Below are 13525 nucleotides of genomic sequence, written 5' to 3'. Positions count from 1 at the left end.
CGGTGGACTAGTTGGGTGTCCAGGAGGATGTGGGGGGCGGGGAGGTCCTCGCCGCGGATCCGGGCCACCAGGAGGCGGGCCATCTGCCGGCCCATCTCCTCCACCGGCTGAAAGACCGTGGTCAACGGCGGGTCGGCCTGCCGGGCGATCGGCGCGTCGTCGAAGCCGATCACCGCGACGTCCTCGGGCACCCGCCGACCGGCCTCACGCAGGGCGCGCAGCGCACCGAACGCCATCAGGTCGGACGCGACGAAGACGGCGTCGAGGTCCGGGCAGGCGTCCAGCAGCCGGCGCATGGCGTTCGCGCCGCTGCCCTCGCTGAAGTCGCCGTACGCGATCAGGTCGGGGTTGACGCCGGCCCCGGTGGCCTTGACGGCCTCGGTGTAGCCGGCCAACCGGGCCAGGCCGGCGCCCATGTCCTGCGGGCCGGCGATGGTGGCGATCCGGCGCCGCCCCCGCCCGGCCAGGTACTCCACGGCCTGCCGGGCCCCGCCAACGTTGTCCACGTCGACGAACCAGGCCGGCTGGGCGCCGGGTTGCAGCATCCGGGCCGGCCGGCCGCCGAGCACCGCGGGCAGGCCGCGTTCCTCCAGCAGGGTCGGCAGCGGGTCCGAGTCGTGCAGCGACAGCAGCAGTACGCCGTCGACGTGCTGGTTGGTGAGGTGGTGCTCGACGCGCTCCCGCTCCACCGGCGACTGGGCCATGGCCAGCCAGAGCTGCATCGGCGTCTCCAGCAGACCGGAGCTGATCCCCCGCACGATGGCGGCGAAGAACGGCTCGGTGAAGACCCGCTCGCCGGATTCGGACACCACCAGCGCCACGGAGTCGGTCCGCTGGGTGACCAGCGCACGGGCCGCCCGGTTCGGCACGTACCCCAGCTCGGCGATCGCCTGCTGGACGGCGGCCCGGGCCTCCGGGCTGACCTGGGGCGAGCCGTTGACGACGCGGGAGACCGTGCCCCGGCCGACGCCGGCGCGCGCCGCGACCGCGTCGAGGGTCGGGCGCCCGAGCGACCGGGTGCGCTGCGTTGTCATCGTCTGCTCCTCCGACGGCGGGCGGACCCGGTGCCACCAGCGGGGGGTGGACACCAGGACCGCCCTGATGGCTGGCCCGAGCCTATTGTGCGGCCAGACCGTTGCGTCGGATCACCGAGGCGTACCACCTGGCGCTGGACTTGGGAATGCGGACCTGGCTGTCGTAGTCGACATGGATCATGCCGAACCGCTTCGTGTAACCCCAGGCCCACTCGAAATTATCCATCAACGACCAGGCGAAGTATCCCCGCAGGGGCACCCCCGCGTTGATCGCCTCGTGGGAGGCGCGCAGGTGGGCGTCGAAGTAGGCCAACCGGTCGACGTCGTCGACCTGCCCGTCGACCACCGTGTCGACGAACGCGGATCCGTTCTCGGTGACGTACAACGGCAGGTCGGTGTAGTCGTCGTGCACGCGCCGCAGGGTCTCCAGCAGGCCGGGGGCGTCGATCTCCCAGCCCATGTCGGTGACCGGGACACCCCGGGTGACGAACCGGACGTCCTCGCTGCCCGGCCAGCATGAGGGGCCCGGGTCGGCCTCGGTCGCGGCGGATACGACGTGCCGGCTGTAGTAGTTGACGCCGACCATGTCCAGCGGCGTGGCGATGGTCGCCAGGTCGCCGTCCTGCACGTGGCCGAAGTCGGTCACCGCGCGCAGGTCGGTCACCAGGTCCTGCGGGTACGACCCGCGCAGCAGCGGGTCGAGGAAGAACCGGTTGGCCAACCCGTCGATCCGCCGGGCCGCGTCCACGTCCGCCGGAGCGTCGCTGGCCGGGTCCACCGGGTAGAGGTTGACCGTCACACCCACCTCGGCGTCCGGCCGGGTGGCCCGCAACGCCTGCACGGCCAGGCCGTGACCGAGCATCAGGTGGTGCCCGGCCCGGACCGCGTCCGCGCCGTCGGTGCGGCCGGGCGCGTGCACGCCGGAGCCGTAGCCGAGGAACGCCGAGCACCACGGCTCGTTGAGCGTGGTCCAGTAGCGCACCCGGTCGCCGAGCGCGTCGGCCACCAGCGTCGTGTAGTCGGCGAAACGCGCCGCGGTGTCGCGGGCCGGCCAGCCACCGGCGTCCTCCAGCGGCTGCGGCAGGTCCCAGTGGTAGAGGGTCAGCCACGGCTCGATGCCGTTGGCCAGCAGGTTGTCGACCAGCCGCCGGTAGAAGTCGAGGCCGCGCTGGTTGGCCGGGCCGGTGCCGCCGGGCTGCACCCGGGGCCAGGAGACCGAGAAACGGTACGACTTCAGGCCCAGCTCGGCCATCAGCGCGACGTCGTCACCGACCCGGTGGTAGTGGTCGCAGGCCACGTCGCCGGTGTGTCCGTTGACCACCCGGCCCTCGGTGTGGCTGAAGGTGTCCCAGATCGACGGGGTGCGGCCACCCTCGGCCGCCGCCCCCTCGATCTGGTAAGCCGCGGTCGCGGCGCCCCAGAGGAAGCCGGGTGGGAAGGTCAGCCCGGGGCGCTCGTCGAGGACGTCGACGGCGGGTGGGCTGGCGGGGTTGCTCACGACTTGACGGCACCTTCCATGATCCCGCCAATGATCTGGCGGCCGAACAGGACGAACACGATGAACAGGGGAAGGGTGGCGATCAACGTACCCGCGAAGATCTGCGAGTTGTCCGCGAAGTACGCGGTGTTCAGACTGCGCAGCGAGATCTGCACGGTCGGATTGGCCGGGTCGGCGAGCACCACGAAGGGCCAGAAGAACTGGTTCCACTGCTCCATGAAGGTGAGCAGCCCGAGTACGGCCGCCGCGGGGCGCAGCGCCGGCACCACCACGTGCCAGTAGATGCGCCAGGTGGAGCAGCCGTCGACCCGGGCTGCCTCGATCAGCTCGTTGGGCACCGCCTGTTCGGCGTACTGGCGCATCATGAAGATGCCGAATCCGCCGATCAGGAACGGCACGGTCACCGACGGCATGGTGTTCAGCCATTCCAGCTTCGCCATCAGGATGTACAGCGGCAGCACGCCGAGCTGGATGGGGATCATCATCGAGGCCAGGATGATCAACAGCAGCGCGTTCTTGCCGCGGAAGCGCAGTTTCGCGAACGCGAACCCGGCGAGCGAGCCGAAGAACACGGTCGCCACCGTGATCGTGCCCGACACCAGGAACGAGTTCATCAGGCCCTTGACGATGTTCGCGTCGCCGTTGTCGAGCACCCGCTGGATGTTCTCGCCCAGCTTGCCGCCCGGCAGGAAGGGCGGCGGCCAGGAGTTGGCCGCGTCGCTGGTCCGCGAGGCGATGACGATCATCCAGTAGAACGGGAAGAGCGACAGGATCACGCCGAAGACGAGCCCGATCCAGGTCAGCGGGCTGGCCGTCCAGAGCTTCTCCGCCCGATGGCGGAGGCCGGTACGCCCGGTCGGCGGCAGCGCCGCCGGCGGTCGAAGAGTGGTCATGGTCATGGGTGCGCCACCCTCACTTGTCGGAGCTGATTCGGCGGGCCAGCAGGTAGTTGAGGAACGAGACGGACGCGATCAGCAGGAAGAGCACCAGCGCGACGGCGCCCGCGTACCCCCACCGGAACCGCTGGTTCATCACGTCCAGCAGATACATCGTGATCGTCTGGAACTGCCCCTCCGTGCCGCCGGAGAGTGCGCCCGAGCCGCTGGTGAACATGAGCGGCTCGGTGAAGAGCTGCAGACCGCCGATGGTCGAGATGATCAGCGTGAAGATGATGGTGGGACGCAGCTGGGGGATGGTGATCGACCAGAACTGCCGACGCTGGGACGCGCCGTCGAGCGCGGCCGCCTCGTACACGTCCTTGTTGATCGACTGCATCGCCGCGAGGTAGATCAGGGCGTTGTAGCCCACCCACCGCCAGTCGACCATGGTGGCGATGGCGAACCAGGAGGCGAATCGGTTGGCCCGCCAGTCGATCGGGCCGAGGCCGACCAGGTCGAGCAGCCAGTTCACCAGGCCGAAGTCGCGGGCGTAGATCATCGAGAAGATGAGCGCCACCACGGCGGTCGAGGTGATGATCGGCATCGCGATGGCCAGCCGGAAGAACATCTGGCCGCGGATGCGCCGGTTCAGCGCGTTCGCCAGCAGCAGCGCGATGATCAGCTGCGGGATGGTGGAGAGCGCGAACATCCCGAAGGTGTTCACCACCGCGTTCCAGAACTGCGGATCGTTGGTGAACAGCTCGACGAAGTTGTCCAGGCCGACGAAGCTGATCGTCGTGTTCATCGGTGACCGGTCGGTCATCGCGATCCAGAACGTGTAGACGATCGGGTAGACGCCGAAGATCGCGAAGAGCACGAAGAAGGGCAGGACGAAGACGTACGGGGTGAAGCGCAGGTCCAGCCGGTTCAGCTGCCGGCGGCGCGCCGGTGAGTGCCGCGGGGCTGGGCGCGACCGGCGGTCCGACGCACCCGGTGGCGCGGGGGTCTTCAGGGAGCTCATGAGCGGTCCTTCACACTCGGCGGCACCGTCGTGGGCGCCGCGGCAGGGCGTTCCGACGCGGGTTCACGGGTGGTGCCGGAGTCCGGCACCACCCGTGAGCGCATCCACAGCCGTTACTTGCCTGCGGCCTGGCCGTTCTTCACCGCGTCCTGCCAGGCGGCGTCGGCGGCCTTGCCCTGCTCGATGCTGCGCAGCGCGTTCTCGACCGCGTCGCGGACGGCCTGGTTCTTCGGGCCGAGGTAGACCGGCTTCAGCTCGGTCGCGCCGGCGGCGAAGATCTTGCCGATCGGAGCGCCGCTGAAGTACTCGTTGGTGGCGGCGAGCACGGCCGGGTCGTTGAGGGCCTGCGGCGACGAGGGCAGGTTGCCGACCTTCTTGAACGCCTCGGTCTGGCTCTTGGCACTGGTCAGGTACTTGGCCAGCTCGGCGGCTTCCTTCTGGTGCTTGCTGGACTTCGGCACGGCCAGCCAGGAACCGCCCCAGTTGCCGGCGCCGCCCGGCGCCTTGGCGACGTCCCACTTGCCGGTCGCCGCGTCGCCGGCCTGACCCTTGATGACACCGGTCATCCACGCCGGGCAGCCGATGGTGGCGAAGCTGCCGTTCTTGAAGCCGGCGTTCCACTCGTTGGAGAAGCTCCGCAGGTTGTTCGACAGACCCGCGCTGATCATCTTGGTGGTCTGCTGGAACGCGGACTGCACGTCCGGGTTCTCGCCGACGACGAGCTTGTTGCTCTTGTCGAAGTAGGTGTAGCCGCTGCCGGCGCCCGCCGTCTGCATCAGCACGATGTTGTAGAAGTTGGTGGCCGAGTCGACGAACTTGTGCTTCGTGTCGGCGGCGGCGAACTTCTTGCCCTGCTCGATGAAGGCGTCCCACGTCGGCCAGAGGGCGCCGACCTGCTCGCGGTCGGTCGGCAGACCGGCGGCCTTGAAGAGGTCGCTGCGGTAGCAGACGGCCATGCCACCGACGTCGGTGCCGAGGCCGAGCACCTTGCCGTCCGGCGTGAGGCCACCTTCCCACTTCCAGGGCAGGAAGTTGCCCTTGAGGTCGTTGGCGCCGTGGTCGGCCAGGTTGACGAACTTGTCGGCCTGTGCGAAGAACTGCACGATCGTGCCCTCTTCGAGGGCGACGACGTCGCCGGCGCCGGCGCCGGCGGTGATCTGCTGCGTCAGCCGGGTGTTGTAGTCGCCCAGGCCCAGGCCCTTGCCGCGCTCCTGGATGGTGACGTTCGGGTGCTCCGTCTGGTACTGCTTGTAAAGATCTTCGTAGCCGAAGCCCTGGTCGCCGAAGACGTCGACGACCAGGGTGACCTTGCCGCCGTCCGATCCGGACGACGAGTCGTCGCCGCAGGCGGTTGCCGAGGCGAGCACGGCGACGGACGCGAGCGCGATCGCCGCAAAGCGGCGACGTGAGGTGACGCTCATCCTGACCCCTCTCAAGTGGTGAGGCTTGGTGTGTCGTGTGGCGGGGGATGCTGCAGCGCCCTGCTGTCACCCGGCCGGTGGCCGCGGCGTCGCGGGGGGAGCTGTGAGGAGATATCCGCCACTTCCCCGGGAGCGCTCCCATGAGATTGCCGGGGCGTCCCGAAGGTGTCAATAGACTGTTGGGAGCGTTCCCAGATCGTTACCGCCCTGTTTCGGACGAACGCCCGCGGCGACCGCGCCCGGTCGGGACCGGTCGCGGCGGTCAGCAGAAGCGGCGCAGCAGCGTGGTCGTCCGGTCGGGGTCGAAGCGCGACGGGTCGTAGCTGACACCCGCCCAGTCCCGCACCAGGGCGAGCCGCGGATCGGCGGCGGCCGGATCCTCGAGCGCGACCAGCAGCGCGCGGTGGCCCGGCGGCCCGCCGACACCCTCCGGCGGGCAGGCCCGCTCACCGTCCAGGCAGACCGGGTACCGCTCGTCCGGGTCCGCGGTCAGCGCGTCCTCGACGACCAGGTCGTGCTCCCACCAGTCGCCGAAGTCGTAGGTGTAGGAGAACCGGCTGCCCTTGCCGAGCACCGCGTCCAGCCGCACGTCCAGCTCGTCGGACAGCGCCAGCTCCCCGTCCGGGTCGGGCTCGCCGTACTGGACGGCGTCGATCTCGAACGAGTGCAGGTGGCAGTCCCGCCAGCCCATCGCGTGCTGCACGACCCGGTGCAGTCGGTCCAACGTGTAGCCGGCCGGCACGAGCACCCGACGCCACACCGGCGGACGGACGCCGACGAGGGACATCTTCAGCTGGAAGATCTGACGCGGCATGCTGTCCTGTCCTCCCGCGGCTTAGGCTGCCAGCATGATCTGCCGAGCGTGCCGGGCCCGGCGGCACGGCGAATGCCCGGGCCGGAACTGGTGCGACTGCCAGCACCGTACCGCCCGACCGACCCCTCCGGTCACCGGTCCGGCCAGCGAATGACCGTCGGAATCCCGATCCGGCGGCTCTGGCCCGAGCCGTCGACCGAGCCACTCGACGACGCCACGCTGACCGACTTCTACGGCCGCGCGGAAAGGCCCCGGCTGCGGGTCAACTTCGTGGCCAGCCTGGACGGCGCGGTCACCGTGGACGGCTACTCCGCAGGGCTGTCCGGTGAGCCGGACAAGCGGGTGTTCGGCCTGCTGCGGATGGTCTGCGACGCCCTGGTGGTGGCCGCCGGCACGCTGCGCCACGAGGGGTACCGGGCGGTCCGGCTCGACGAACGCCGACGGGCCTGGCGCCAGGCGCACGGGCTGGCCGCGTACCCGACGCTGGTGGTCGTGTCCGGCTCACTCGACCTGGACCCGGCGCAGGCCGCCTTCGCCGACGCGCCGGTCCGCCCGATCGTGCTGACCCACGCCGACGCCGACCCGCCACCCGGCCTGACCGACGTCGCCGACCTGCTGCGCTGCGGCGGTGACCGGGTCGACCTGCCCGCCGGCCTCGCCGAGCTGCACGGTCGCGGGCTGACCCAACTGCTCTGCGAGGGCGGGCCACACCTGTTCGGCGCGCTCACCGCCGCCGACCTGGTGGACGAGCTGTGCCTGACCGTCTCGCCGCTGCTCGCGGGGCCGGGCCCGGGCCGGATCACCGCCGGCGACGCCACACCGCCCCGGCATCTGCCGCTGCGGCACGTGCTCGCCGCCGACGACGGCGTCCTCATGCTCCGCCACGCCCGCCCGTGACGGGGAGTCGCCCGGCCGGACACCAAGCGTCGCGAGTGTGACGGCGCATCGTGTCGTCCGCCGCGTCGCGTGGCGACCTGTCGTACTCCTCGGGCAGGATGCACCTCATGCGTGCCGACCGTGCTGCCCGACCGACCGGACCCGCCCGATGACCGACGCCGGCCCCGAGGGCCCCGGCGAGCCGGTCGGCCGGGTGTTGGGCACCGCCGACGCCACCCCGCTGCAGTTCTGGACGGCCGTGGCACCCGGCAGCTACCTCCAGCTCGACGACGTGGTGGTGACCCGACGGGAGCTGCCCGACCGCGAGCCGGTGACGATCGCCGGGGTGGTCACCCAGGTGCGGGCCCGGCACGAGGGCGCCCAGTTCGACTCCGACGTGTTCGCCATCGCCGACGGCACGCTGCCCGCGCAGGTGCAGGAGGCGGCCGAGGTGACCACCACCCGGGTCGACCCGGAGTTCTACGTGCCGCCGACCCCGGGAGCGGTGGTGCACCGGGCCGAGGGCGACGCCCGCGCGCGGGCGCTGCACTTCGACCGGATGGAACGGCGCATCCCGATGGGCATGGGCCGCGACGGGGTGCCCGTCTACCTCAACGCCGACTTCCTCGACGGCAGTCGGGGCGCGCACGTCTCGATCTCCGGCATCTCCGGCGTGGCCACCAAGACCAGCTTCGCCACCTTCCTGCTCTACTCGGTGTTCCGCTCCGGGGTGCTGGGCGGCGACGCGGTCAACGCCAAGGCGCTCATCTTCAACGTCAAGGGCGAGGACCTGCTGTTCCTCGACCACCCCAACACCCGCCTCGACGAGCCCACCCGGGCGGCGTACGCGAAGCTGGGGCTGACCGCCGGCGCGTTCCCCGACGTGCGGGTGTACGCCCCGCCCCGGGTCGGTGACGCGGCCGGCACCCCCGACGTGAGCAGCCGACTCACCGGGGTGGACGCCTTCTACTGGACGTTGAGCGAGTTCTGCGCCGACCGGCTGCTGCCGTACGTCTTCGCCGACGCCGACGACGAGCGCCAGCAGTACACGATGGTGGTCCACTCGGTCACCGCGCACCTGGCCCGCTACGCCCAGCCCGCGGACGGCGGGGTGAGCATCGACGGAGTGCGGCTCGGCTCGTACGGCGACCTGGTCGACCACATCGTCGATGCGCTCAACGACGACGAGACCCGCTCCGACTGGGCGGGCAGCGCGGTCGGTCTGGGCACCGTGAACGCGTTCGCCCGGCGGTTGATCGGCAGCAAGAAGGACCTCGCCCGGCTGATCCGGGGCGACCTGGCCACCCGCCGCCCGCACTCGATCAACACCAGCGAGTCCGCGCAGGTCACCGTCGTCGATCTGCACAACCTGCCGGACCGCGCCCAGCGGTTCGTGGTCGGTGTGACGCTCAAGAGCGAGTTCGACCGCAAGGAGAAGTCGGGCACCGCCAAGCCGCTGCTCTTCGTCGTCCTCGACGAGCTCAACAAGTACGCCCCCCGAGAGGGCTCCTCGCCGATCAAGGAGGTCCTGCTGGACATCGCCGAGCGGGGCCGGTCGCTCGGTGTGATCCTGATCGGCGCCCAGCAGACGGCGAGCGAGGTGGAGCGGCGCATCGTCACCAACTCGGCGATCCGGGTGGTCGGCCGGCTCGACCCGGCCGAGGCGTCCCGCCCGGAGTACGGCTTCCTCCCGCCGGCCCAGCGGCAGCGGGCGTTGCTCGCCAAGCCCGGCACGATGTTCGTCAACCAGCCGGACATCCCGGTGCCGCTCTGCCTGGAGTTCCCGTTCCCGGCCTGGGCGACCCGGGTCTCCGAGGCGGGCCGGGCACCCTCGGAGACGCTGCGCTCGATCACCCAGTCCGCCGACCCGTTCGCCGTGGTGGGCTCCGGCGGCGGCACCGACGACGACATCCCGTTCTAGGGGGCAGCGCAGCCATGAAGATCCTGCACACCTCCGACTGGCACGTGGGCAAGGTGCTCAAGGGGCAGTCCCGGGCCGAGGAGCACAAGGCCGTACTGGCCGGGGTGATCGACATCGCCCGTGCCGAGCAGCCGGATCTGGTGATCGTCGCCGGTGACCTCTACGACACGGCCGCGCCCACCTCGGAGGCGACCCGGCTGGTCACCCGGGCGTTGACGGCGCTGCGCCGCACCGGCGCGGACGTGGTCGCGATCGGTGGCAACCACGACAACGGCCCGGCTCTGGACGCGCTGCGCCCGTGGGCCGATGCCGCCGGCATCACGCTGCGCGGCGGGGTGCGGGAAAACCCGGACGAGCACGTGATCGACGGCACCACCGCCGGTGGCGAGCGGTGGCGGTTGGCCGCGCTGCCGTTCCTCTCCCAGCGGTACGCGGTGCGCGCGCTGGAGATGTACGAGCTGACCGCCGCGGAGACCAACCAGACGTACGCCGACCACCTGGGCCGGGTGTTGGGGCGACTCACCGAGGGTTTCACCGAACCGGACCGGGTGCACCTGGTCACCGCGCACCTGACGGTGACCGGCGCGGCCACCGGCGGCGGTGAGCGTGACGCGCACACGGTGCTCGGTTACGCCGTGCCGGCCACCGTCTTCCCGGCGACCGCGCACTACGTGGCGCTGGGTCACCTGCACCGGGCGCAGCGCGTCGAGGGCCCCTGCCCGGTGCGCTACAGCGGCAGCCCGCTCGCGGTCGACTTCGGCGAGCAGGAGAACGTCCCGTCGGTGACGATGGTCGAGGTGACGGCGAGCACCGCGGCGCGGGTGCGGGAGGTGCCGGTGACCGCGGCGAGCGCGCTACGAACGGTGCGGGGCACCCTGGCCCAGCTCGCCGAGATCGAGGCGCCGGACGCCTGGCTGCGGGTGTACGTGCGGGAGCAACCCCGTGCCGGCCTGCGCGAGGAGGTCCAGGAGCTGCTCCCCCGGGCGCTGGAGATCCGGATCGACCCGGAGTTGTTGGCCGCGTCGGGCAGCGGCGCGCGCATCGCGCAGCGGTCGGGGCGGTCGCCGCGGGAGTTGTTCGCCGACTACCTGGACAGCCGGGGTCACGCCGACGAGGGTGTCCGGGAACTCTTCGACGAGCTCTTCGAGGAGGTCGATCACTGATGCGTCCGATGCGGTTGGACATGGCCGGGTTCACGGTCTTCCGGGACGAGACCACCGTGGACTTCACCGACGCCGACTTCTTCGCCCTGATCGGCCCGACCGGTTCGGGTAAGTCCACCGTGTTGGACGCCATCTGTTTCGCCCTCTACGGCACCGTGCCCCGCTGGGGTGGCACGCGAGGGCTGGCGAACGCGCTCGCGCCGTCGGCGACCGAGGCCCGGGTGCGGCTGGTCTTCGAGTCCGGTGGCGCCCGGTACGTGGCGACCCGGGTGGTCCGTCGCGACGGCCGGGGCAACGTGAAGACCGCGAACGCCGGGCTGCAGCTGATGCCGGCCGGTTTCGACGTGACCAAACTGGACACCGGCCTGAGCCCGGACGATCTCGGCGAGGTGGTGGCCGGCACCCCCGCCGAGATGGAGCAGGCGGTGCTGGAGGCGGTGGGGCTGCCGTACGAGCAGTTCACCAGCTGTGTGGTGCTGCCGCAGGGGCAGTTCGCGGATTTCCTGCACGCCAAGCCGGCGACCCGGCAGCAGATCCTGGTCAACCTGCTCGGCCTGGGCGTCTACGAGGACGTGCAGAAACGGGCGACGGCACGCGCGGCCCAGGCGGAGGCCCGCCTGGAGGCGGTGGACCAGGTGTTGGCCGGCCTGACCGGCGTGGACGACGAGGCGTTGGCCGAGGCCGACGCCCGGGTCGACCGGATGGCCGAGCTGGCCGCGGCGGTGACCGCGGCGGTGCCGGAGCTGGCGGCGGCCCGGGCCGCGGCGCGGGAGGCCGCGGGGGCGCTGACCGCCCTGGACGACGAGCTGGGGGTGCTGGCCGGGGTGCGGGCGCCGGGCGGGGTGGCCGAGGTGGCGCTCGCGGTGACGGCGGCACGGGCCGAGTCCGAGGCGGCGGCCACCGGCGTGTCGCTGGCCGAGGAGCGGGAGGAGAAGCTGCGCGGCGAGCTGGCCGGCGCCGGGGACGAGAGCGCGCTGCGGCTGCTGCTGCGGGCGTACGACGATCGGGACCGGCTGACCGGTGAGGCCGAGACGGTCCGCGCGGCGGTGCGCGCGGCGGACGAGGAGCACGTTACGGCGGTGGCCGCGCTGGCCGCCGCCCGCGCGGACGCCGAGCGGGCCGACGCCGAGTTGGAGGCGGCCTTCCGGGCACACGAGGAGGCGAAGGCCACCGACCTGGCGGTGAGCCTGCGGGTGCACCTGCATCCGGGCGCGCCCTGCCCGGTGTGCGAGCAGCCGGTGGCCGAGGTGCCGGCGGTGCCGGCGGATTCGGCGGTGGCGGCGGCGACGGCGGCCGGCAAGGCGGCGCGGGCCGCCACCAAGGCGGCGCAGGCGGCGGTGCAGCAGCGGGACGCGGCGGCACGGGACCTGGAGCGGCTGCTGGTGCAGGCCCGCGCCCGGCAGGAGCAGGTGGACGCCCGGCTGGCCGAGCTGGCTGGGCAGCTCTCGGGTGCGGCCGAGCCGGCGGTGCTGCGTCGGGAGTTGGCCGAGCACGCCCGGCTGCGGCGTGCCCTGGAGGAGGCGGCCGCGGCGGTACGCGCCGGCCGGGACACCGCCCGTCGGGCCCGGGGCGGTGTGGACGCCGCCGAGGAGCGTCTGCGGGCGGCGTGGCGGGGCTTCGACACCACGCGTGACGGGTTGGCCCGGTTCGGTCCACCCGCGACGGACCGGGACGACGTGGCCGCCGCGTGGTCGGCGTTGACCGGCTGGGCGGCGGCCGAGGCGGAGCGCCGCCGTGCCGACCGGGCGGTTCGGGCGGCGGCCGTCGCCGAGGCCGAGGTGGCTGCCGACACGGTGCAGCGGCACATCGCGGGCATCTTCGCGGCGGCGGACGTGCCGGTCGGCGACGATCCCGTGCACGCCGCGACGGTGGCCGTGGAGCGGGCCGAGGCGGACCGGCGCCTGCTGCGGGAGCGCCGCGAGCAGGCCGGGACGCTGCGCGAACAGCGCGCCGGTCATGAGCGCGAGGCGCAGGTCGCCCGCGCGCTCGCCGGGCACCTGCGGGCCAACAACTTCGAGCGGTGGCTGCTGGCCGAGGCGCTGGACCTGCTTGTCGACGGGGCGTCGGGGATCCTGCGGGAGCTCTCTGCCGGGCAGTACGAGCTGGTGCACGACAAGGGCGAGTTCTTCGTCGTCGACCACCATGACGCGGGGCTGCGGCGGGGGGTGCGCACCCTCTCTGGTGGCGAGACGTTCCAGGCGTCGTTGGCGTTGGCGCTGGCGCTTTCCGAACAGCTGGCCGGCATGTCGACGACGGCCGCGAGCCTGGAGTCGATCGTCCTGGACGAGGGTTTCGGCACGTTGGACGCCGCCACGCTGGACACGGTGGCGGCCACCCTGGAAAACCTGGCCGCCCGCGGTGACCGGATGGTCGGTGTGGTCACCCACGTGTCCGCGCTGGCCGAACGGATCCCGGTCCGCTTCGAGGTGCGCAAGGACGCCCGGTCGGCGCGGATCGAACGGACCGGCCGGTGAGCGCGAGGAGTGCAGCGCAGCGGAGCCCCGCAGTCGCGAACGAGGGGCCAGCCCGGTGAGTGACGCCGCGTTCTTCGTCGACTCGTGGGATCCGGCGTACGGGGCGTCGTTCGAGGCGTCCGCCGCCGGCCCGGCCGCGCCGAGCAGTGCGCAGGTCGACGCGGACGTGGAGCTGCCCGCGGTGGACTGGCGGGCGATCGGGGTACGCCCCGGGGTGCGGGCGCCCGACGTGGTGTTGCTGGTCGACGGTGTCCGCCGGATCGACGCGAGCATCTGGACGGCCGAGGCCGACGGTGGGTCGTTCCCCGGGCTGGCCGCCTCGTACGCGGCCGGGGTGGTGCGCTGTGACCTGGGGCGGGGTGCCGCGCAGTTGGCGGGTACCCGGGTCGCTCGGGGGTTGTTCACGGCGAGCCCGTCGGCACAGG

10 protein-coding genes and 1 pseudogene are annotated in these 13525 nt (G+C 72.1%); 5 read left to right on the top strand and 6 right to left on the bottom strand.

The window, feature by feature from the left end; translation table 11 throughout:
• From F8271_RS24740 to F8271_RS24715, 6 genes are all read right to left on the bottom strand, one after another.
• Window positions 1-1034: LacI family DNA-binding transcriptional regulator (locus F8271_RS24740; RefSeq protein ID WP_151492224.1), on the bottom strand; the 1034-nt coding region annotated here is incomplete at its 3' end.
• A gap of 82 nt (window positions 1035-1116) precedes the next feature.
• Window positions 1117-2532 carry a GH1 family beta-glucosidase gene (locus tag F8271_RS24735; RefSeq protein ID WP_151492223.1) on the bottom strand — a complete coding sequence of 472 codons (1416 nt, stop codon included), beginning with the start codon at window positions 2530-2532 and terminating at the stop codon, window positions 1117-1119.
• Window positions 2529-3431: a carbohydrate ABC transporter permease gene (locus F8271_RS24730; protein WP_370461962.1), complete on the bottom strand. Its 903-nt coding sequence runs from the start codon at window positions 3429-3431 to the stop codon at window positions 2529-2531. The genes F8271_RS24735 and F8271_RS24730 overlap by 4 nt, the downstream gene beginning before the upstream one ends.
• Window positions 3432-3444: 13 nt before the next feature.
• Window positions 3445-4431, bottom strand: coding sequence for a carbohydrate ABC transporter permease (locus F8271_RS24725; RefSeq protein WP_151492222.1), 987 nt, complete (start codon window positions 4429-4431; stop codon window positions 3445-3447).
• 113 nt (window positions 4432-4544) lie between these two features.
• Window positions 4545-5852 carry an ABC transporter substrate-binding protein gene (locus F8271_RS24720; RefSeq protein ID WP_151492221.1) on the bottom strand — a complete coding sequence of 436 codons (1308 nt, stop codon included), beginning with the start codon at window positions 5850-5852 and terminating at the stop codon, window positions 4545-4547.
• A gap of 262 nt (window positions 5853-6114) precedes the next feature.
• Window positions 6115-6666 (bottom strand): plasmid pRiA4b ORF-3 family protein, encoded by a 552-nt coding sequence (locus F8271_RS24715; protein WP_151492220.1) that lies wholly within the window; start codon window positions 6664-6666, stop codon window positions 6115-6117.
• 150 nt (window positions 6667-6816) lie between these two features.
• On the opposite strand from F8271_RS24715, the gene F8271_RS24710 reads away from it, so the two are divergent.
• From F8271_RS24710 to F8271_RS24690, 5 genes and pseudogenes are all read left to right on the top strand, one after another.
• Window positions 6817-7563 (top strand): pyrimidine reductase family protein, encoded by a 747-nt coding sequence (locus tag F8271_RS24710; RefSeq protein WP_151492219.1) that lies wholly within the window; start codon window positions 6817-6819, stop codon window positions 7561-7563.
• A gap of 148 nt (window positions 7564-7711) precedes the next feature.
• A complete protein-coding gene (locus F8271_RS24705) occupies window positions 7712-9463 on the top strand; it encodes an ATP-binding protein (protein ID WP_151492218.1) in 1752 nt (583 codons plus the stop codon).
• Window positions 9464-9477: 14 nt separating this feature from the next.
• Window positions 9478-10626 carry an exonuclease SbcCD subunit D gene (locus tag F8271_RS24700; protein ID WP_151492217.1) on the top strand — a complete coding sequence of 383 codons (1149 nt, stop codon included), beginning with the start codon at window positions 9478-9480 and terminating at the stop codon, window positions 10624-10626.
• Window positions 10626-13100: an AAA family ATPase gene (locus F8271_RS24695; RefSeq protein WP_151492216.1), complete on the top strand. Its 2475-nt coding sequence runs from the start codon at window positions 10626-10628 to the stop codon at window positions 13098-13100. The genes F8271_RS24700 and F8271_RS24695 overlap by 1 nt, the downstream gene beginning before the upstream one ends.
• 55 nt (window positions 13101-13155) lie before the next feature.
• A pseudogene (locus F8271_RS24690) lies at window positions 13156-13525 on the top strand (hypothetical protein); the annotation flags it as partial.

Origin of the sequence: Micromonospora sp. ALFpr18c (genome assembly GCF_008868155.1) — a bacterium.
Classification (GTDB): Bacteria; Actinomycetota; Actinomycetes; order Mycobacteriales; family Micromonosporaceae; genus Micromonospora.
The sequence above is the reverse complement of the archived record's forward strand: the minus strand, read 5'-3'. Positions and strand labels throughout refer to the sequence as shown.

What these genes read in the sequence shown, in the direction of transcription:
- F8271_RS24730 (WP_370461962.1), bottom strand. Translation starts at nt 3,431, where the DNA reads ATGACCATGACCACTCTTCGACCGCCGGCGGCGCTGCCGCCGACCGGG.
- F8271_RS24725 (WP_151492222.1), bottom strand. Translation starts at nt 4,431, where the DNA reads ATGAGCTCCCTGAAGACCCCCGCGCCACCGGGTGCGTCGGACCGCCGG.
- F8271_RS24720 (WP_151492221.1), bottom strand. Translation starts at nt 5,852, where the DNA reads ATGAGCGTCACCTCACGTCGCCGCTTTGCGGCGATCGCGCTCGCGTCC.
- F8271_RS24715 (WP_151492220.1), bottom strand. Translation starts at nt 6,666, where the DNA reads ATGCCGCGTCAGATCTTCCAGCTGAAGATGTCCCTCGTCGGCGTCCGT.
- F8271_RS24710 (WP_151492219.1), top strand. Translation starts at nt 6,817, where the DNA reads ATGACCGTCGGAATCCCGATCCGGCGGCTCTGGCCCGAGCCGTCGACC.
- F8271_RS24705 (WP_151492218.1), top strand. Translation starts at nt 7,712, where the DNA reads ATGACCGACGCCGGCCCCGAGGGCCCCGGCGAGCCGGTCGGCCGGGTG.
- F8271_RS24700 (WP_151492217.1), top strand. Translation starts at nt 9,478, where the DNA reads ATGAAGATCCTGCACACCTCCGACTGGCACGTGGGCAAGGTGCTCAAG.
- F8271_RS24695 (WP_151492216.1), top strand. Translation starts at nt 10,626, where the DNA reads ATGCGTCCGATGCGGTTGGACATGGCCGGGTTCACGGTCTTCCGGGAC.